This is a genomic window from Bacteroides gallinarum DSM 18171 = JCM 13658 (genome assembly GCF_000374365.1).
Lineage (GTDB): Bacteria > Bacteroidota > Bacteroidia > Bacteroidales > Bacteroidaceae > Bacteroides > Bacteroides gallinarum.
The window spans coordinates 12,517-33,813 of record NZ_KB894143.1; the positions used below are offsets into that span (position 1 = coordinate 12,517).

16 protein-coding genes are annotated in these 21,297 nt (G+C 50.3%); 11 read left to right on the top strand and 5 right to left on the bottom strand.

The annotated features are described in order from the left end of the window. The first annotated feature begins 169 nt into the window (after positions 1-169). The 9 genes from C233_RS0114990 to C233_RS0115030 are packed head-to-tail and all read left to right on the top strand — an operon-like array spanning position 170 to position 11,223. Positions 170-1,336 (top strand): sugar transferase, encoded by a 1,167-nt coding sequence (locus tag C233_RS0114990; protein ID WP_018668378.1) that lies wholly within the window; start codon positions 170-172, stop codon positions 1,334-1,336. A gap of 27 nt (positions 1,337-1,363) precedes the next feature. Next, on the top strand, positions 1,364-2,203 hold the full coding sequence (locus C233_RS0114995; RefSeq protein WP_018668379.1) for a TolC family protein: 840 nt from the start codon (positions 1,364-1,366) through the stop codon (positions 2,201-2,203). A gap of 6 nt (positions 2,204-2,209) precedes the next feature. Continuing rightward, positions 2,210-4,369, top strand: coding sequence for a GumC family protein (locus C233_RS0115000; RefSeq protein WP_018668380.1), 2,160 nt, complete (start codon positions 2,210-2,212; stop codon positions 4,367-4,369). Beyond that, positions 4,366-5,844, top strand: a complete 1,479-nt coding sequence (locus C233_RS0115005) for an O-antigen ligase family protein (RefSeq protein ID WP_018668381.1) — start codon at positions 4,366-4,368, stop codon at positions 5,842-5,844. The genes C233_RS0115000 and C233_RS0115005 overlap by 4 nt, the downstream gene beginning before the upstream one ends. Then, complete coding sequence (locus C233_RS0115010; protein ID WP_018668382.1) at positions 5,841-7,031, top strand: glycosyltransferase family 2 protein; 1,191 nt, start codon at positions 5,841-5,843, stop codon at positions 7,029-7,031. Before C233_RS0115005 ends, C233_RS0115010 begins: the two co-directional genes overlap by 4 nt. 12 nt (positions 7,032-7,043) lie before the next feature. Next, the gene (locus C233_RS0115015; RefSeq protein WP_018668383.1) at positions 7,044-8,171 is read left to right on the top strand and encodes a glycosyltransferase family 4 protein; all 1,128 of its coding nucleotides are present in this window, start codon (positions 7,044-7,046) and stop codon (positions 8,169-8,171) included. 10 nt (positions 8,172-8,181) lie between these two features. Next, positions 8,182-9,309: a glycosyltransferase family protein gene (locus tag C233_RS0115020; protein WP_018668384.1), complete on the top strand. Its 1,128-nt coding sequence runs from the start codon at positions 8,182-8,184 to the stop codon at positions 9,307-9,309. Between the two features lie 8 nt (positions 9,310-9,317). Next, on the top strand, positions 9,318-10,238 hold the full coding sequence (locus C233_RS0115025; protein ID WP_018668385.1) for a glycosyltransferase: 921 nt from the start codon (positions 9,318-9,320) through the stop codon (positions 10,236-10,238). Positions 10,239-10,248: 10 nt separating this feature from the next. Beyond that, entirely contained in the window at positions 10,249-11,223 is a 975-nt protein-coding gene (locus tag C233_RS0115030) for a glycosyltransferase family 2 protein (RefSeq protein WP_018668386.1), read from the top strand. A 112-nt stretch (positions 11,224-11,335) separates the two neighbouring features. On the opposite strand, the gene C233_RS0115035 is transcribed toward C233_RS0115030, so the two are convergent. The 5 genes from C233_RS0115035 to C233_RS0115055 all read right to left on the bottom strand — a co-directional run bounded on the left by C233_RS0115035 (position 11,336) and on the right by C233_RS0115055 (position 17,734). Further along, positions 11,336-12,865 (bottom strand): lipopolysaccharide biosynthesis protein, encoded by a 1,530-nt coding sequence (locus C233_RS0115035; RefSeq protein ID WP_018668387.1) that lies wholly within the window; start codon positions 12,863-12,865, stop codon positions 11,336-11,338. 107 nt (positions 12,866-12,972) lie between these two features. After that, positions 12,973-13,857, bottom strand: a complete 885-nt coding sequence (locus C233_RS0115040) for a glycosyltransferase family 2 protein (RefSeq protein WP_018668388.1) — start codon at positions 13,855-13,857, stop codon at positions 12,973-12,975. Between the two features lie 29 nt (positions 13,858-13,886). Continuing rightward, the gene (locus C233_RS0115045; RefSeq protein WP_026314878.1) at positions 13,887-15,059 is read right to left on the bottom strand and encodes a glycosyltransferase family 2 protein; all 1,173 of its coding nucleotides are present in this window, start codon (positions 15,057-15,059) and stop codon (positions 13,887-13,889) included. A gap of 848 nt (positions 15,060-15,907) precedes the next feature. Next, entirely contained in the window at positions 15,908-16,576 is a 669-nt protein-coding gene (locus tag C233_RS0115050; protein WP_018668391.1) for a bifunctional 4-hydroxy-2-oxoglutarate aldolase/2-dehydro-3-deoxy-phosphogluconate aldolase, read from the bottom strand. A 132-nt stretch (positions 16,577-16,708) separates the two neighbouring features. Next, on the bottom strand, positions 16,709-17,734 hold the full coding sequence (locus C233_RS0115055) for a sugar kinase (RefSeq protein WP_005653084.1): 1,026 nt from the start codon (positions 17,732-17,734) through the stop codon (positions 16,709-16,711). Positions 17,735-17,977: 243 nt separating this feature from the next. On the opposite strand from C233_RS0115055, the gene C233_RS0115060 reads away from it, so the two are divergent. Next, positions 17,978-19,042, top strand: a complete 1,065-nt coding sequence (locus C233_RS0115060; protein ID WP_018668393.1) for a LacI family DNA-binding transcriptional regulator — start codon at positions 17,978-17,980, stop codon at positions 19,040-19,042. Between the two features lie 573 nt (positions 19,043-19,615). Continuing rightward, positions 19,616-21,106 (top strand): UxaA family hydrolase, encoded by a 1,491-nt coding sequence (locus C233_RS0115065; protein ID WP_018668394.1) that lies wholly within the window; start codon positions 19,616-19,618, stop codon positions 21,104-21,106. The last annotated feature ends 191 nt before the right edge of the window (positions 21,107-21,297 follow it).

Consider the following 21,297-nt stretch of genomic DNA (forward strand, 5'->3'; position numbering starts at 1 on the left):
AGCCCTCTCAATCCGAGGAAAGACCCAAGGAAGGATAAAGGCAAAGGAGGAAAAGTAAGGGAGAAAAGCAAAGTCAAAAAAGGGAAAAAAGCAAAGCTAAAAAGGAGAAAAGTAAAACCCAAAAGAAGAAAAAAAGACCAAAAGAAGAAAAGCAAGAATAAAGGAAGATATGTTATATTATATCTATATAGGAAATAATACGGCTACCGTCAATCATCTGACTAAGATTACAGACGGTATGTTCATTACTGTTCCCGATGCCGGCAAAGCAGCCAAAGTCATAGACGGCATCAGCGAGCGGTATAACACATCTGTCCTTTACGAGCAAAGCACCCCCGAAAAAGACTGTCCCGCCATTGCCGGGCTCCACAAGCGGTTTCCACGCGTATACATAATCCTCGTAACCGAAAAGCTACAAGCCGCGGAACGCGAAAGCTACCTACGGGCAGGAGTCCACAACACACTGCCCCCGCAAGCCAGGGAAGAAAGCATCCGCAGAATGACGGACTTCCTGCAAATACGCCAGAAGCACAAAATGCAGGAATTCAGCCGGACGCGCCGCAAAATGCTCAACACATACCACCTTCCCCTATGGAAGCGCACGTTCGACATCGTATTCGCCACAAGCGCCCTATTGCTTCTCTCCCCCCTGCTTATAGGAACGGCAGTCGCTATCCGGCTCGAGAGCAGAGGAAAGATAATATACAAATCCCAACGGGTAGGCAGCAACTACCGCATATTCGACTTTCTGAAGTTCCGTTCCATGTACACCAATGCAGACAAGCGCTTGAAAGAATTCAACGCCCTCAACCAGTACCAGGCGGAAAAAGAAGTGATAGAAGACACCCCCGACATCTGTTTCGACGACCTCACGGGTACATCCGAAGAAGAAGCCAGCCTACTGATTTCGGACGACTTCATCATACAGGAAAAAGACTTCTTGAAACAAAAAGCACAATCGCAGGACAACCCCTTCGTCAAGATAGAAAACGACCCGCGCGTAACACACGTAGGCCGTTTCATCCGAAAATACAGCATCGATGAACTTCCGCAACTGTTCAACGTTTTAAAAGGCGACATGAGCATTGTGGGCAACCGCCCCCTCCCCCTCTACGAAGCCGAGTTGCTTACCAGCGACGCATACATAGACCGTTTCATGGCCCCTTCGGGACTAACAGGACTCTGGCAAGTGGAAAAACGGGGCGGAGCCGGCAAGATGTCCGCCGAAGAACGTAAACAGCTCGACATCAGATATGCGCAAGAATTCTCTTTTTGGCTCGACATGAAGATACTCCTGAGAACCTTCACAGCCTTTGTACAAAAAGAAAATGTATAACCGTTAAAACTAAAGCAAAACAGACAAATGAGAAAAGCCTATACATACCTACTATTACAACTTTGTACAGCTACATTTTTTCTGTTTCTGTCTCCCCATACCGCCGATGCCCAGCAGGAACTGACCCGTGAAGAACGCATCAAAATCCTGCAAACATTGAAAGAAAGCGACACAGCGCTGGAAAAGAGCATCTCCCAGGACAACCTGCAAGGAACATACAGCTACATAGAAGGCTTCGAGCTGCCTCCCCTCTCCGTGTTCATGGACGCCGTGATAGAAAATGCCACCGTAAAACGGGCACAATCACAGGTAGAGCAGGTAAAGAACCAGTACCGCATGGAAAAGCGGAACTGGTGGAACTATTTCCGGTTGAACGGAAACTACGCATACGGGCACTACAACGTGCTGAACGACAACAGCGACTCCTACCAGGACTGGTATCAGACCATCGTAGCCAGCTCCCGCCATACATTCAACGTAGGCGCCAGCGTAAGCATAAGCCTCGGCGACCTCTTCAACCGTCCGTTGCGGCTGAAAAACTACCGTTATAGCATCGAACAACTCCAGTACACACAAGAAGAAGTAATGGAAGACCGCAGGCTCAAAGTGCTGGAAGCATACAACAACGTAACCGCCCAACTCGCCACAATCAAGGCAAAGGCAGAGAATGCCGCCCTGTACAACGCCCAGATGAAAATCTCGGAAAACAACTTCATACAAGGCAAAATCGACATCATCTCCCTGTCGCTGGAACGCGCACGCCGTTCCGGGGCAGTAACCTCGTATGCCGAAGCGCGCGTTTCGCTGCACAACGCAATCATCCTACTCGAGATGCTTACAAATGTAAAAATAATCAAAGGGAAATAAAGGCTTATGGATATAATACAGTTTACAGCGCAATTTTTCTACCGCATCCGTTACTGGCTGTTGTGGGGTGGATTTATTGTCACGGTATTAGTGGCATACTTCACCCAGTTCCTACCGTTCAGCTATACTGTAAACAGCAATATATATGCCGGTGTAACCAACGTTACCAACATAGACGGGAGCAAAGTCGAAAATATCGGTAGCATCTTCGACAACCTCGTCAACATAGCCAAGTCCAAAAGCACACTGGAAAAAGTCTCCCTCCGCCTACTGGCAACCAGCCTGGTCTACGGAGAAGAGTGGCAAGACAATATGTACATCCAGGCAAAGCACTACCGCCAACTGCTCCAGGAAACCCCTAAAGAAGTACTGGCGCTGGTAGACCGCTCCTCGTTGGAAAAAACGGTCGAGAACCTTCAGGCATACCGCGAAGAAAGCGCATACAACTTCGTTTACTCCATGTACAGCCGCCCGGTAGACTTCTACAGCTTCGAAGCCTTAGACCAGATAATCGTGAAACGTTTGGGCGCCAGCGACCTGATAAGCTTCACCTATACCAGTCCCGACCCGGGCATCACCCAGAACACTATCAAGATACTGGAAGACGAGCTAATCAAAGCCTACGAGATACTCCGTTTCAGCGCCACCAACAGCGCCATTGCCTACTTCGAAGAACAAGTACGACTTGCCAAAATCAATCTGAGCAAAGAAGAAGACAACCTGATGCACTACAACGTAGAGCACTCGGTAATCAACTACGACAACCAAAGCAAAGAGTTGGCAATCACCAAGTACGACCTGGACGACCGCGAAGAACTTGCCCAGCGCACCTACCAGAGCGCCGTAGCACTCCGCCAGATGCTGGAAGACAAAATGGACATCCGCGCCAAGATAATCCGCGACAACACCAGGCTGCTCAAAGAACTGGAAAAAGTTACGGAGCTGAACCAGAACATCCTGGAACAAGAAATCTTCTCCACGGACACAGAACTCAAAGACAACGAACAGTTGCAGAAAAACAAGACCGATTTACGTAATTCGGAAGAAACAATCAGCCATATATCCGACAATCTCAACGAATACAGCTTCACCAAAGAAGGAGTAGGCATCGAAAGCATGGTTACGGAATGGCTCATGGCATGCATCAACGAAGCCAAAGCCAAAGCCGAGCTGAAAGTTCTCCGGGAGCGCCGTAATGACATCCTGAACCAATACCGGGAATTCTCCCCCGTGGGCACACAGGTCAAACGCAAGGAACGCGCTATCGGCATAGCAGAAGACAACTACCGCGAGCAACTCCGCGGACTGTCCGAAGCACGGCTACGCCTGCAAAATATCAAGATGACCACCGCCAACCTGCAAATCATCGCCCCGCCCGAGTACCCGCTGACCGACAACGGCCGCAAGCGGCTGCTCTACGTCCTGGCTGCCCTGGTAGGCAGTTTGGTGTTCATCACCTTCTACTTCCTCATTATCGAGCTTATAGACCGCACGCTGCGGGATGCCGAGCGTAGCCGTCGTCTCAGCGGCCTGCCCGTAATAGCCGCCTTCAACGGCATCAGCAACCTTAAATTCCGGGGCTTCCTGAAAGTATGCAACCGCCGTGCCGCAGCCTACTCCTGCCACCAGCTCAACAAATACCTGGCAACGGGGCGGCCTACCGTTATCAACCTGCTCAGCATGGAAGAGCGCGAAGGCAAAAGCTTCCTTGCCAAATACTTTGCCGACCACTGGGCATCCGAAGGGCTCCGTACCCGCATCGTAAGATACGGTGTAGACTTCGAAACCAACGACAAGAGATACATCCGGGCACAGCAGCTCTCCGACTTCTGGCAACTGAACCCCGCCGAGCAGATACCCGACATCATCCTTGTGGAATACCCCTCCATAAGCAGCACCAGCCTGCCCCTCACAGTACTGAAACAGGCCGACTTCAACCTGCTCATAGCCAACGCCTGCCGCCTGTGGGGCAAGAACGACGATGTGAACCTGAAATCCATTAAAGAAATACTGGACGACGCCCCGTTGTCGCTCTACCTCAACAATGCCGACCGCGAAGTCGTGGAATCGTTCACCGGCGAACTGCCGCCCCAAACACCTCTCCACAGCTTCGTCAGCCGCTTGTCACAACTGGGACTCACCGCTAAAAAAGCCGCCGTGAAATGAGCATAAAGCGAAGCTACATATCATCGCCCACACTAACCTTTGCCATACTCTGCATAGGCTTAGGCGGCATCGTATCAGCCACGCTGAGCCGCAACCTGGCTGCGGCAGGGCTGATAGCCATACTGCCCGCCCTGTTGTGCATCCTTATCCTGCACCTCCGCAAGCCGGAACGCTTCATATACCTGCTATTCATCTTCAACTACTTCTTCACCCCACTGGCACGTTACAGCCAGCAAGACGGGTTGAGCGTGCTGTCGGACATCCTCTGGTGGAGCGTGCTGCTCGTTATCATCGTGCAGACGGCGCTACGCTACCATTTTCCCTGGAAACAGGCCACCAACTACCTTACCATAGGTGGAGCGGTACTGGCAGCCTACTGCATCCTGGAGCTCGCCAACCCCACCGCCTCCCTGGAAGCATGGATATACTCCAGAGGCTTCCTGTACAACACCTTCCTGGTATCCCTAATCACGGTACTGCTGGCAACATCCCATAAACAGGTAGACCGGCTGATATTCCTCTTTTCCATACTCACGCTGATAGCCATACTGAAAGGGCTCTACCAAAAATTTATCGGGTTCGATACGGTCGAATACAACGCCATGATGGAAAGCGGCATGTATAAGACCCACCTGCTATCCCAGATAACCCGCTACTTCTCAATCTTCACCGATGCGGGCAACTACGGCTCCAACATGGGATTTGCCTGCGCGCTGTTCGGCATCGCCGGCCTGTTCAGTAAAAAATTCGGACTGAAAGTCTACTACATCTGCATCTCCGCACTGTCGCTGTACTCCATGTTCATTACAGGCACGCGGGGAGCTATCGTAGTGCCCCTGGGCAGCCTGCTGCTTTTTGCACTTATCAGCAAAAACATCAAGCTGATGAGCGCCGCCACAGTAGCAGGCATCTGCATCTACGTATTCTTCGCCTTTACATACATAGGCGAAAGCAACTACATGATACGGCGCATGCGCACGGCATTCCGCCCCAACAAAGACGCCTCCTTCCTGGTAAGAAAGCAAAACCAGCAAAGGCTGGCGGAATACCTCAGATACAGGCCCTTCGGCGAAGGCCTCGGACTGGGAGGAGTAGAAGCCCGGAGATTCGGCAACAGGCTGACCACCAGCATCCCCAACGACTCCACCTACGTCAAGATATGGACGGAAACCGGCATCGTGGGCATCGTGCTATACCTGCTTATCTATGCGGGCAGCCTGCTGTGGGGATGCTACTACATCATGTTCAAAGTAAGAAACGACGAACTGCGCCACCTGCTCACCGCGCTTGCCTGCGGCATATTCGGCATGATGCTCAGTGCATACGGCAACGCATTCTTCACCCAGTTCCCCACCGGCATCATGATGATAATGTTCCTGGGCATACTGATGAACGGCAAGTATATAGACGAACGACTGACAATAGAAAAACAGCAAGCATTATTAACCGCAACTAAAAAAGATTCGACGCTATGATATCCAGTATTTTTAACATATTCAGTATAGACTGGTGGATGAACGAAAACAACAATGCGTTACAAATGACAGACTCCGTACTGTACCTGCTGCTCGCCATTCCGGTAGTCTATCTGTTTGTGTGCGCACTCTTCTCGCTCGGCAAGTACAAGAACCCCTATCCGGCGGCAGACGTGCAGCACCGCTTCCTGGTACTTTTCACCGTGCTGCGCAACGGTAAGGAAGTAATCGAATCTATCAACCACTTCCTGGCTACCCAGCAATACCCGCGCGAGAAGTACGACATTGCCGTGGCAGCCACCCAACTGCCCGAAGAAGACCTCGTAACCCTGCTGCAAATGCCCGTCAACATCGTAGTGCCCGACAAGGAATACTGCACCAAAGTCTACGCAATCCAGCAGGTAATGGAGCGCTACGCCCCCGACGAATACGACATCATACTCATCCTGAACGCCGACAACCACATCGTGCCCGATGCGCTCCACATGTTCAACAACGCCTACTACTCCGGCTGCGACTCTATCCAGGCACACCGCATAGCGGAAAACCTGAACACCAGCATAGCCGTGCTCAACGCCGCCAGCGAAGAAATCAACAACAACCTTTTCCGCCTGGCGCACACCCGCATGGGATTTTCCTCCGCCCTTATCGGCTCTGCCATGACGTTCGACTTCGCCATGTTCCACGAGCTCGCCCCCAAGCTGAAAGGCTCCGACCTGAGCAAAGCAATGGAAATATCCCTGCTGGAACAGAACATCTACACCGAATACCTCAGAGACGTAATATGTTACAGCAAAAAAGAGGACAATGCCGACGGATACCAAACCCAGCGCATGAGCTGGCTCCGCACGCAATACACCAGCACTTTCTTCGCATTGAAATACCTCCCGCTGGTACTGCTGAAAGGCGAGTGGGACTACGCCCTCAAACTATTCCAGTGGCTCATGCCCTCCCGCTTCCTGCTTATCGCACTGATTTTGCTGTGCACGGTAGGCATAACCCTGCTGGACTGGACGCTGGCGCCCAAGTGGTATGTACTGTTTGCCAGCCTTATCCTCGCCTTCCTCATGGCACTGCCCGACGGCGAGCTGAACCGGCGCCTCCGCAAGGCAATCTGGGCGCTCCCCGTCCTGATGTTCACAGCCGTATTCAGCCATATCAAGCGTTTTTTCTATAAAAAGAGATAAGCGGCACGCACCATGAAGATAGCCATAGAAGCCCAGCGGATTTTCCGCCCCGACAAGCACGGCATGGATTTCGTAGCACTGGAAACCATTCGCGAGCTACAAAAGCGGCACGACGGCAACGAATACTACGTTATCGTAGCCCCCGGCAAAGACCGCTGCCTGGAAGCCTCCGCCAACCTCTCCATTATAGAGCTGGCATGCCCCACCTACCCGCTTTGGGAGCAGGTAGCCCTGCCGCGGGCAGTAAAGCGCCTGGGCGCCGACCTGCTGCACTGCACGTCCAATACAGCCCCGCTGTGCTGCCCCGTTCCCCTGGTGCTGACGCTTCACGACATCATCTACCTGGAACCCCGGCAGCACCGCAGCCCCTCGCTCTACCAGGAAATGGGCTGGCACTACCGTCGCCTCACCGTTCCGCGAATTTTGAAGAAATGCCGGAAAATCATCACCGTCTCCCACTTTGAATGCAACCGCATCCGCAAGGCGCTCGACATCCCCGCAGACCGCATCATAACTATCTACAACGGCTACAACAAGCATTTCCGCCCGATAGACGAGATAGACATGCAGGTTGTAAACCGCTACATCCCCCAAAAAGGTTTCCTGTTCTTCCTGGGCAATACAGACCCCAAGAAAAATGCGGCAAGGGTGCTGAAAGCCTACCGGTTGTACCTGGAACAATCCGCCATAAAGCGCCCCCTGCTCATTGCAGACCTCAAAGAACCCTATATAGACAGCCTGCTGCGGCAGGAGGGTCTCGGCGAGGAGCTGAAACAGCACCTCTATTATCCGGGCTACATAAGCAACGCCCACCTTGCCACGCTGTACAACGCCGCATTCGCATTCCTCTACCCCTCGTTGCGCGAGAGCTTCGGCATCCCCCTGGTAGAAGCCATGGCATGCGGCACACCCGTCGTTACGGGCAACACCTCCTCCATGCCCGAAGTGGGCGGTGCGGGCATACTTACCGCCGACCCTTACCAACCGGAAGAAATAGCCGGTGCGGTGCTGCGCCTGGAAAACGACGAAGCCCTCTACCGCCGGCAGCGGGAATACGGGTTGCAGCGCGCCCGGCAGTTCTCGTGGGAGAAGGCAGCCGGCGAGTTAGCGGAGGTTTACCGTAGCCTTGCACATAAATAACCGCCGAGCCATGAAAACCCTGTTCCTCGTCTTTTACGGATTTCAAGAGTACAACGGCATCAGCAAGAAAATCAGATACCAGACGGATGCCCTCGGACAATGCGGGTTGGACGTCCGCACCTGCCACTACGAAGTTGTCGGAGACGGCAGCAGGCAGTGGATGATAGACGGAGAAGTGCTTGCCGATTTGGGCAAAGGAATACCCGCCAAGATAAAAAAGCGGCTCTCCTTCGCCCCTATCCTGCGGTATGTACGGCAGGAAAAGATACAATGCGTATACATCCGCTCCTACCACAACGCCAACCCCTTCACCCTGCACTTCGTAAAGGCGCTGAAAAGGCAAGGCGCCGGAGTGCTGTTGGAGATACCCACCTACCCCTACGACCGGGAATACTCCTCCGCCGGGCAGAAGGTGCAGCTTTATACAGACAAACTGTTCCGCCGGGCATTCTGTCGGCATGTCGATTACATCGTCACCTTCTCCGACGACGACACGATATTCAGCCGCCCCACTATCCGCATATCCAACGGAATAGATTTCGACCGCATCCCCCTGCGCTCCTCCCTGCACGATACGGACAAGGAACTACACCTGATAGGAGTGGCCGAAATCCACTTCTGGCATGGCTTCGACCGCCTGCTGAAAGGTCTGGGCGAATATTACAGCAGCAATCCCGGCTACAAAGTCTATTTCCACCTGGTAGGTCAGCCCAGCGGAAAGCGGGAAGAAGAAGAAATCCTCGAACCTATCCGCCGCTACCGCCTGCAACCGTTCGTTACCTTGTACGGAACCAGGCACGGCAAGGAGCTGGACGCGCTTTTCGACCGTGCGGACTTTGCCGTGGGCAGCCTGGCACGGCATCGCAGCGGCATACACGCTATCAAAACACTGAAAAACCGGGAATACGCCGCACGCGGATTCGGTTTCGTCTACTCCGAAACAGACAGCGATTTCGACCGCATGCCCTATACGCTGAAAATCCCTGCCGATGAAAGCCCCGTAGACATCCCCGCCCTGATAGCATTCTGCCGGAACATGACCGCGACCCCGCAAGAGATAAGAGACTCTATCCGCCACCTCTCATGGAAAGAGCAGATGAAGAAAGTGTATGAACATATCGTACGAATAAAAAAATAAGATACCTTATGCCCCAAGTTTCCGTTATCATCCCCATATACAACACCGCCGCCTACCTGCGTCGTACGCTGGATAGCATTTGCAACCAGACCCTGAAAGAGCTGGAAATAATCCTCATCGACGACGGCTCCACCGACGGTAGCCGGCACATCATCGAAGAATATGCAGGGCGCGACGCAAGAATCCGGTGGTACGCGCAGCCCAACCAAGGGCAGGGCGTGGCACGCAACAATGCACTGCAACATGCCACGGGCAAGTATATATACTTCATGGACAGCGACGACCTGTTGGACGAGGATGCCCTGCTGCAATGCTATGAGGAGTGCGAGCAACACCGGCTCGATTTTGCTTTCTTCGATGCCGAGACTATCATAGACGAGCAGCACATCCCGGACATCAGCGATTATTGCAGGAAAAACATCGTTGATGATACCAGGCTGTGGAGCGGAACCGAGCTTCTGGATTTCGAGATGAACCACCGCAAACTTTTCATCTCGCCCTGCCTGTTCTTTACCAGGCACTCTTTCCTCAAGCAGCATTTCTGCGGATTTCCCTCCGGGATTATCCACGAAGACCACATCTTTGCAATGTATGTACTGCTCAATGCCCGGCGGGCGCGCTATATCCCCCGCCCCTACTTCAAGCGCAGGGTAAGGGGAAGCTCCACCATGACCAGCCGTTTCGGTATGCGCAACATCGAGGGCTATACCACCGTATGCACCCGGATACGCGCACTCAGCGAGGAGCATCCCGAGTGGAAAACGCTTATCGGCAAATACCTCGCCTACACTCTAAACGACGTAATTTGGGCAGGACACCGCATGACCTTCCTCGAAAAGGTGGAAACCGCTTGCCGCTTCAAGCGCCTGCGACTCGGAAAATACGTCAGCCTCAGAAACTGGGCTGTATTCTGGCTGAAGAAAAAATAAAGAAAAGACCATGACACCGCTCGTATCCATTATCACCGTCAACTACAACGGCATGCACGACACCTGCGAAATGATAGACTCCTTCCGCAGACACGAAACCTATCCGCGGTACGAAATCATTGTCGTAGACAACGGTTCACGCCTGCCCGAAGCGGAAAAGATACAGGCACGGTATGCGGCTGGTTACGCATCAGGCAGCTCCGTATCGGACAACCTCACAGCAGGAAGTCCGGCATTAGGCAGCTCCGTATCGGGCAATCCCCGTGTCAAGGTAGTCCGTAACATCAACAACGGCTTCGCCGGCGGCAACAATGCCGGACTGAAAGTAGCCAGAGGCGATTACCTCTTTTTCATCAACAACGACACACTTATCAAAGAACCCATACTGGCTACCCTGGTGCGGCGCATAGAGTGCAACCCGCAACGAACGGGCGGCGTATCGCCCATGTTGAAATTCGCCGCCCGCCCGGACATCCTGCAATATGCAGGCTTCACCCCCCTAAGCCCCATTACCCTACGTAACGCCGCCATAGGATTTATGCAGCAGGACAGCCCGCGCTTCCGTGTCCCTTGCGAAACCGCTTCGCTACACGGAGCCGCCATGCTGGTGAGCCGGCAAGCGTTGCAGGACGCAGGTCCCATGACCGAAGTATATTTTCTGTTCTACGAAGAACTGGACTGGTCTGCACAAATCCGGAAAGCCGGCTACCGCCTATGGTACGAACCTGCCGCCGTGGTATATCACAAAGAGGGCATGACGGCACGGCGCGGCAGCCCGATGCGGGAGTTTTACCTGTCGCGTGCACGTGTACTGTTTGCCCGCAGGAACCTGCGGGGCATCAGGAAATGCCTGTCATGTGCCTACCTCTGCCTTCTTGCCGCCCCCAAAAAGGCAGCCGCATACCTTCTGCACGGACAGGCGGCACTTGCCAAAGCTACGATATACGGCACTTACAAAGGAATATTATTCACTCAGAACGGATGAATTTGTTTATTCTCATTAAACTGATAATTTACTCTTATTAAACCGCCAGTTTAACAAGGATAAACTATTAGTTTAATAGGAATAAACGATAATATACCTTAGGCGTTTCTTTTTATTTATGCCGGAAACGTCTTACCAATGAGCGCATCCCCTCCGAACAGCAATAAAATCCGCTGCACAGTATCAGCAGGAACAGCAGGGAGGAAACCAGTGCATATGTAAGCCACATGCCATAACCCAGGGAGGGTTCCGGTAGCGGGAGGAAGTAAAGAGCCGCATCCGTCAGCCCCCACGAAAGGACGGCGAGCAGCAGATAACGGAAAATATTCTTCCAATACGACATTACGGGCATCTTAAACCCTTCCTTATAAAGAAGATAGGGTTTCCAAATGCTGATAATGGTTATCGAACTGGCTATATCGCCCAGCAATACTCCCGGAAGCCCCCACAGATAGCCGCCCGCTAAAGCCACCGTTACCGTTATCACCAGGGTGGCAACCGGCGCCCATGTATCGTGAAAGAGCCCGTAGCCGAAAATAAACTGGTCGTTCGTACCCCTGAACTGGCTGATAAAGAAGTTGGTGAGGATTACGACCAGTACGGAATGAGGCAATATGTACTCCTCGCCCAGCCACACCGTAATAAACGGGTCTATCAGGTGATAGAGCGCGAACGTCAGAAACGAGGCTATCAGGAAGCGCAGAGAGCTCAGCTCCCAGAACACCTGCTGGATACGTTTCATGTCGCCCTCGGCTATCAGATTGCCCACACCTGCACCGGTACTGCCCAAAAAGTTATCCACAAACTGGTTCAACTTGGTGAGCAACAGCATATAATTGCCGTAATATGCCACTAACTTCAACGAGGTAAATGCATAGACCAGAAAAGGCAAAAGTTGTGTCCTGCCCATTCCCGCCAGTTTATGTACGAACATCTGGCGGGCTTTACGCACAATAATCTTATTCTCCGGATACTTCCGCTTGCCTTCCGCCACGCTGCATTTCAGCCACGGATATACCTGGTTAATCTTCCAGTTCAGGATAAACGAGTACAGGATGCCGAATATCAGCTCGACGGCTATCCAGAGGTAGAAGCTGCCTACATAGCACACAAGCGCTATTTGTAGGAAAATCTTCACGATGTTCGCCGTTTGAAAGTAAACGGTGACTACATAGTTACGCTGGTCGGCGCCAAGCAGGGTTTGCCGGTAATTGATAAAATAGCTGATGAGTGCGGAAGCCAGAAATGTGAAATAAGCGAAATAGATTACACCGAGGTGAATGCCGGCATCGGCGAATATGTAGGGCAGAAAGCAGGCAAGAAGCAGCCCGGCGCCCAAAATAAGCAGCCCTACATTGCGGTAGAGATAGCCCAGCACCGAAACTATTTCTCTTATCTTGTCCTGGTTACGGTCGAAAATCGGCTTGTAAAGCACATAGCCTATGGATGCTCCGATGCCCAGCTCTGCCAGGTTGAGAAAGCCCAGCAGGTTTTGCAGCGTCCCCGTAAGCCCTACAAAGTCCGCTCCTAGCTTCTCGAGGAATATCTTCCGGGAGAAGAAGGAGATGAAAAGGGTGACAAGGTAGAAGAATACGTTGACACGCGCATTGAGATAGCTTTTACGGAGACGGGATTCGGACATGACTGCTTTTCCTGTTGGTTACTGTCTGTTAGATATTACTTGTTGGTTACTATTTATTGGTTATTACCGCCTGTCGGCTTATCGACTGTTATCCGTCAGGCACTGCCCTAACTTCTTTTTAGCTTTGCCGACAGCAACCGTCTGAATGTTTTGTAAACCATATCGGGACATTCCATGCGTACATAAATCCGCATTGCCTTCAAATATCCTTTCCAGCCAAAATGTTTCCGGCATAACTGTACGTAATAGTAGCGGTCTACGCATCTATCCCGCTCCCCTATTTTCTGCATGAAGCGGTTGTACCGGCATGATACCCGAACACGTGCCAGCAGGTTTTCAAGTACGACGCCATAGTATAAAGAGTTCTCACGGACTGTAGCGCAATATATGGATTGGGAACATAGAGCCACTTTCTGTGCATAATAATCGCTGTATGCCGAGAACATCACATCGTTTCCTGCCGGGGTTTCATCGAAGCCAATCCGGTTTTTCCGCACCATATCCGAGGATATCATCTTTGCCCACGGCACTCCGTTCTTATATCTCAATGCTTCCCAGTCGGCTTTTTCGTTAATCTTATCATAATATTCCTGCCGGGATGCTACCTGCCGGAACGTATCCGAATCCATGCTTTCCGCCCGAAAAACTATCATATCGTAATCCGTCGGGCTAAACGTATCCAGGACATCCAGAAATCCCGGAAGAAAGAAATCATCCGCATCGGCAAACAACAGCCACTTCCCTCTTGCTTTAACCAGTCCGCAGTTACGTGCATATCCGGCTCCCTTACCTTCCGTTGTATATACAATCTCCGCATTTTCGCGGGTAGTTCCAGGAAAATTGTCAAAGTCTACAATGGCAGGCGAACTGTTATCGTCTACTATCACAATCTGAACATCTTGCCGTGAAGGTATCGAATCGAGACAGCGCTGCAACAATAAAGGAATATTCTTGTGAGGAATAATTATCGTATAAGTATATGCAAAATCCATTTCAAGAGTTTTTCTTATATCTGTCATTATCAATCCACTCCATGCGCCGTATGGATAAACCGCTTATTCGCTTCCTTCAACCGGAACAGGTTTAAAAGCATCAGCAGGAAAGAGCAAGGAACCCAGCAGACTGCTCTCAACAACCGCCACTGCCAATACCTGCGGGGAATGGCAAGTGCCAATGCCAACAGCAGCAGGATGAATATTCCCCACCATTTGCATGCCAAGGAGGGTACACATAGGGAATATGCGAGGGCTATGATGAACACAAAGCCCAGCAGTAGCACTCGGGAGAAGGAGATTTGCTGATAGAGCTTGTCGCAGAAGTCCCACTTCCTGTCGCGGATAGCGGGCAGCAGGTGGTTGGCGAACTCGAAGAAGCTGTAATATTGGGCGGACAACCAACGGCGGCGCTGTTGGTAGAAGTTGTTCGCTTTCTGTATTTTCTCGTCTTTGACGAGGGTATCGGGCAAATAATGGAAGTGCACACCTTTATAGAGGAGTTTCATCTCCAGCACGCGGTCGAAACCGCCTACCGAGGTGTTGCTCATCATCGCATCGTAGAACAGGAGGTATTCGAATGCCATGCCCGAACCTATCAGGGCTGCCGACATGCCCAGGTTGGCGTGTCCCAAACGGAATATGGAGTTGTTTATCTCCTCGCTGACTGCGTCCAGGTAGGCCATGTCGGTATTCAGGTTCTTGGCTACCCGGTGTGTCTGTACCACCCGGACACCGGCAACGGCAAAAGCGTTGTTGACCTCGGACAGGTAGGAAGGGGCGATGATGTTGTCGGCATCTATCACCAGGGCTATGTCGTAGTTGTCTTTATCCAGGTATTCAAGGGCGACTTTGAGGGATTTCGTATTAGTACTTTTTTCAAAGTCCACCTGGAGCAGTTTTATGGGGAGTGAGGACAAAGTGGCATTCGTCCGGGGTTGCATGTGGTCTGATATTACCACGACATCGTATTTATCGTCCGGATAATCTTGTGCCAGGCAGGCGTGCACGGTAGGCAGGATTACCGCATCTTCGCGATAGGCGGCAATGAGTATCGCAAAGCGTTTGTGGTTTTTGGCGGGCGCGCTTGCAAAGGGTTTGCAGCGGCGCAACGATGCCAGGCTATACACCAACAGATATAGCACATTTACTGCAAACAGTATGTATAGAAACCAATCGAGAATGTGTAATATGTGTTCCAAAATCCACGTAATTTAACCCGGGTTGTTTATTCTTCGGAAGGCCTGCACGCAGGACATCCGTTACAAAGATACAAAAAACAGTGAGAGTTTGGATAATATCTACAAGAAAGGTGAAAAATAAAAAAAACGAGTAAGCTCTCCCGAACCCCTCGCCTCGTGTAAGAAAAGCCAAAAGGCTTTTCTTTTGCTTGCATCAAATTTGTTACCCGAAAACTAATCTTTTTTCTTTTTACCTTTAAAAAACAAACTTCAATTACCTCTTGAAAACAATTCTTAATGTTCTGATTTTACCTTTTTACCTAATACCTTTTTTCTAATTTCAGCTTATGAAAATAATTCAATCTTTTTACCTCTTAACTAATTACCTTTGTTACTGAAAACTTTGTTTATATCAGCAATTTCTCAATTGCATTGCAAAGGTAAGTGTTTTTTCCGTGTGCGCAAACAATCGGACAAAAAAGCGTATATCTTATAACATTGTTTTAGATATTAAACGTCGGTTTTACACTTGTAAACACTTAAAAGGCTGTCGCTGTGGTTTATCTGCGTGTGTCCTCCTTTTGCTTGCGGGGTATAAATGAGGGTATAATCTCCTTTTTTTGCCTACCGGGTATAAACGAAAGCATGCCTCCTCTTTTTGCCTACCGGGTATAAACGAAAGCATAACTCCTCTTTCTGCCTGCCGGGTATAAACGAAAACATATCCTTCCTTTCGCCTGCCGAGATAAATGAAAACATACCTCCTCTCCTTATCTGCCGGGTATAAACGAAACAAACCACCGAAGCACCGTAGTACTTCGATGGCTGTCCCCTTTAAACACCTTTAAACAAAATGAAATATTATATGATTACTTTCTTGCTTCTGCAATGTATGCCAGGGCTTCCTTGCATTTTGCAGTAACATAAGCCCAATCTTCGGCAGCAACCTTGTCGCCGGGGAAGAGCTTGGAGCCCATGCCTACGCAGAATACACCTGCCTTAATCCAAGCGGTCAGGTTTTCCTGTGTCGGTTCTACACCGCCGGTTACCATTAACTTAGACCAGGGCATCGGAGCCAGCAGGCCTTTAACGAGTTTCGTACCCAGCACGTCACCGGGGAATATCTTGCAGAGGTCGCAACCTACCTCTTGTGCGAAACCTACTTCCGAAACGCTTCCGCATCCCGGTGTGTAAGCCACCAGGCGACGGTTGCAAATCTTTGCGATTTCAGGATTGAACAACGGGCCTACAATGAAGTTAGCGCCTAATTGCAGGTACAGCGCCGCCGTAGCAGGGTCTACGATAGAGCCTACACCCATAGCCATTTCGGGACATTCCTTTGCTGCGAATTTTACGACTTCGGCAAATACTTCGTGGGCGAAGTCACCACGGTTGGTAAACTCGAATGCACGGACACCACCGTCATAACAGGCTTTCACTACTTTCTTTGCCACTTCTGCATCTTTGTGGTAGAATACAGGAACCATGCCGGTAGAACCTATCTTGTTCAATACGGCTATTTTATCAAATTTTGCCATTTTGCTACGTTACAAATTAAAGTTATAATTCATTTTAGCTTAGGACAGAAGAACCAAAGAGCATCATATCGATTGGGTAGTACCCGTCATCTCCGGTAAAGAATATGTTCTTTTGTTCTTCTGTCAAACGCTTTAGCGTTGAACACGACCGCTTGCGTCTCCTCCTGCCAGCGCTTCCACTTCTTCAACGGAAACGAGGTTGAAGTCGCCGTTGATAGTGTGCTTCAAGGCAGAAGCTGCTACTGCGAACTCGAGGGCTGCACCCTGGTTGGGCTTCGTAAGCAAGCCGTGGATGATACCGCCAGAGAAAGAGTCGCCTCCACCTACACGGTCGATAATGGGGTTGATGTCGTAACGTTTCGATTCGTAGAATTCCTCGCCGTTGTAAATCATCGCTTTCCAGCCGTTGTGCGTAGCAGAGAATGATTCGCGCAGGGTGGATATCACGTATTTGAAACCGAATTCCTTAGCCATTGCCTTGAAGATGCCTTTGTAGCCTTCCGCATCTGTCTTACCGCCTTCTACATCGGCATCGGGCTTGAAGCCGAGGCAGAGTTCGGCATCTTCTTCGTTGCCGATACAAACGTCTACGTACTGCATCAGGGGTTTCATAATGGACTGGGCTTTTTCTTTCGTCCAAAGTTTCTTACGGAAATTGAGGTCTACGGATACCGTAACGCCATGACGTTTGGCTGCTTCGCAAGCCAGGCGGGTCAGCTCGGCTGCTTTGTCGGAGATAGCAGGAGTGATGCCCGACCAATGGAACCAGTCCGCACCTTCCATGATAGCGTCAAAATCGAAATCTGCTGCATCGGCTTCAGCGATTGCAGAATGGGCGCGGTCGTATATAACCTTGCTGGGACGCATGGAAGCACCGGTTTCCAGATAGTAGATACCTACGCGGTCGCCGCCACGTGCGATGAAATCTGTCTTTACGCCATACTTGCGTAATGCGTTGACTGCCGACTGGCCGATTTCGTGTTTCGGCAATTTTGTTACAAAGTAAGCATCATGGCCATAGTTGGCGCAGCTTACAGCAACGTTGGCCTCACCGCCACCATATACCACATCAAAAGAATCGGACTGTACGAAACGGGTGTTGCCCGGAGTGGACAGTCTCAACATAATCTCACCTAATGTAACGACTTTCTTTCCCATAATTCTATGTTTTTATTAAATATATGATTAAATTGCTTCTTTCAAATTGTCATATCAGCCTCTTTATGAGGTTAAACACTTGATACCATGCAGAGTAAACGAAATTATTGTTTGTTCTTCATAGCTTTCGTGTGCGGGCACAAAGATACAACAATTTTCGTAATTACAAAAATTGTTATATATTTGTGTCGAAAATATTTAGATTATCAGTGTGTGCGAGCACAAGAAACCATAAACAAGCCCATGAATACACCGGAAAGAATAAGGATTAAGGACATCGCCAAAATGGCTGATGTGTCGGTGGGAACCGTAGACCGCGTTATCCACGGACGCAGCGGAGTGTCGGAAGCCAGCCGCAAACGGGTGGAGGAGATTTTAGAGAAGTTGAACTATCAGCCCAATATGTATGCCAGTGCACTGGCATCGAACAAGAAGTATGCGTTTGCCTGCCTGTTGCCCCAGCATGAAACCGGGGAGTATTGGACGGAGGTGGAGAGCGGCATACAGGAGGCGCTGAGTACGTACTCGGACTTCAACATCACCGTGAAACTGTCGTACTACGACCCTTACGACTACCATTCCTTCGACCGGGCTGCCCGCAGTATCGTGGAGCAGGAGCCCGACGGCGTGCTGTTCGCTCCCACGGCGCCGCAGTACACCGCTCCCTTCACCGGCGAGCTCGAAAAGCTGAATATACCTTATATATATATAGACTCGAATATCAAGGAGGCTCCCGCCCTCTCCTTTTTCGGGCAAAACTCGCACCAGAGCGGATATTTTGCCGCACGGATGCTGATGTTGCTTGCCGGCGAGGATGTGCGCGAGATTGTTATCTTCCGCAAGATAAACGAGGGTATCGTAGGCTCGAACCAGCAGGAACGGCGCGAAATCGGCTTCCGCGAATATATGCGGGAGCATCATCCCGCATGCCGCATCTGGGAACTGGACTTGCATGCCAAACGCGACGATGAGGACACGCAAATGCTGGACGATTTTTTCCGCATTCATCCCACCGTGAAGAACGGCATCACCTTCAACTCCAAAGCATACATCATCGGGGAATACCTGCAAAAGCACCGGAGGACAGATTTCAACCTCATGGGATATGACTTGCTGCAACGCAACGTGGACTGCCTGAAACAAGGGAGCATCTTCTTCCTCATCGCCCAGCAACCCACCTTGCAGGGTTTCGACGGTATCAAGGCCTTGTGCGATTACCTGATATTGAAGAAGGAGGTGGCAAGGGAGAATTTCATGCCGATTGACTTGCTGACGAAAGAGAATATAGAATACTATTATAATAAGTAAGGGAATACGGAATAACATTATAACAAGTAAGAGATATAAAATACCACTATAACAAGTAAGATAAAATAGAATACTATTATAATAAGTAAGAGCATATAGAATACCATTATAATAAGCAAATGTTAGAATGACAGATAGTACAAACTGATTATACATTAATAAATGTTGAAATTCAGTTTATATCAGTAACGATGATATAGCGTAACCTAAGGCTGAAAGCCTTTTTATCTTATAGCCCGGGGTAACACCCCGGGAATACGAATATGAATAACATTGCGCCCTGTAAGGGCAAAATATTTGAAGATTAATCTTTTGCCCTTACAGGGCGCAGGGTTCCGGGAACATTTATTCCCGGGGCGTTGCCCCGGGCTTAGAGATAAAAAGCCCTTCAGGCTTAGGTTATGCTTACTATAAAAACTTTCAACACTTACTTGTTTAATAAGGTGGTAAGATGATAAAGCGATAAGGTAGAAGCGATAAAGTAGTAAGATAATAAGGCAATAAGATAGTAAGATAATAAAGTGATTAAAGTAATCAAGTAATATTGAACGAAACTAATTAAAACATATTCATATGGAAACAAAGTACCTGAAAATTAATCCTGCCGATAACGTTGCGGTGGCTATTGTCGCACTGCCGGCAGGTGAAAAGCTTATAGTAGACGGCAAGGAAATCGTCCTGAACGAAGATGTTCCTGCCGGACACAAGTTCGCCCTGAAAGATTTTGCAGAGGGTGAGAATGTGATTAAATACGGTTATCCTATCGGACATGCCCGCACTGCAAAGAAGCAGGGGGACTGGATGAACGAGAACAACATCAAAACCAATCTTGCCGGTTTGCTGGAATATACCTACAATCCGACCGAGGTAAGCCTGGATATCCCGCACAAAAACCTGACATTCAAAGGTTACCGCCGCAAGAACGGCGATGTGGGGGTACGCAACGAGATATGGATTATCCCTACGGTGGGCTGTGTAAACGGCATCGTTAACCAACTGGCAGAGGGGCTGCGCCGCGAAACCGGTGGCAAAGGGGTGGATGCAATCATGGCATATCCGCATAACTACGGCTGCTCGCAACTGGGTGATGACCACGAGAATACAAAAAAGATACTGCGTGATATGGCGCTGCATCCCAACGCCGGAGCCGTGCTTGTGGTAGGGCTGGGATGCGAAAACAACCAACCGGATGTGTTCCGCGAGTTTTTGGGTGAATACGATGCAGACCGCGTGAAGTTCATGGTAACGCAGAAAGTGGGCGATGAATACGAGGAAGGCATGAAGCTGCTGCGCGAGCTATACGAAAAGGCGAGCAAGGACGAGCGTGTGGATGTGCCTCTGAGCGAGCTGCGTGTAGGTCTGAAATGCGGCGGCTCCGACGGTTTCTCTGGTATTACCGCCAACCCGTTGCTGGGCAGGTTCTCCGATTTTCTCATTGCACAGGGCGGCACAAGCGTGCTGACGGAAGTGCCCGAGATGTTCGGTGCGGAGACAATCCTGATGAACCGCTGCCGTAACAAGGAGCTGTTCGAGGAAACCGTGAAGCTGATTAATGATTTCAAGGAATATTTCCTTTCGCACGGCGAACCGGTGGGAGAAAACCCGTCCCCGGGAAATAAGGCGGGTGGTATCTCCACGCTGGAGGACAAGGCATTAGGGTGTACCCAGAAATGCGGTAAGAGTTATGTGGAAGGTGTGCTTCCTTACGGCGAACGCCTGAAGGTGAAAGGTCTGAACCTGCTCTCCGCACCGGGAAACGACCTGGTTGCCGCCACTGCCCTGGCTTCGTGCGGATGCCACATGGTGCTGTTCACAACAGGGCGCGGAACGCCTTTCGGGACTTATGTGCCGACCATGAAGATTTCCACCAACTCCAATCTTGCCAAGAACAAACCGGGCTGGATAGATTTCAACGCCGGCGTTATCCTTGAAAACGAACCTATGGAAAAGACTTGCGAGCGGTTTATCGAGTATATCATCCGTGTGGCAAGCGGCGAGTTCGTAAACAATGAAAAGAAAGGATACAAGGAAATCGCCATTTTCAAAACAGGTGTAACTTTATAAAAACGGAAGAAAGGCGGTTGCCCGGGGTTGCGGGAATGATATATCCAATTCACCAAAACATTTTCCGGGCTTACAGACACATAATAGTTTATAGTGCCCTTATATTTGAAAACAGAATTCAGATATAAAAGAACTTATAACTGAATCCCGTTTTCATTTACACAAAATTATGGACAGTGCTAAATAAGGCG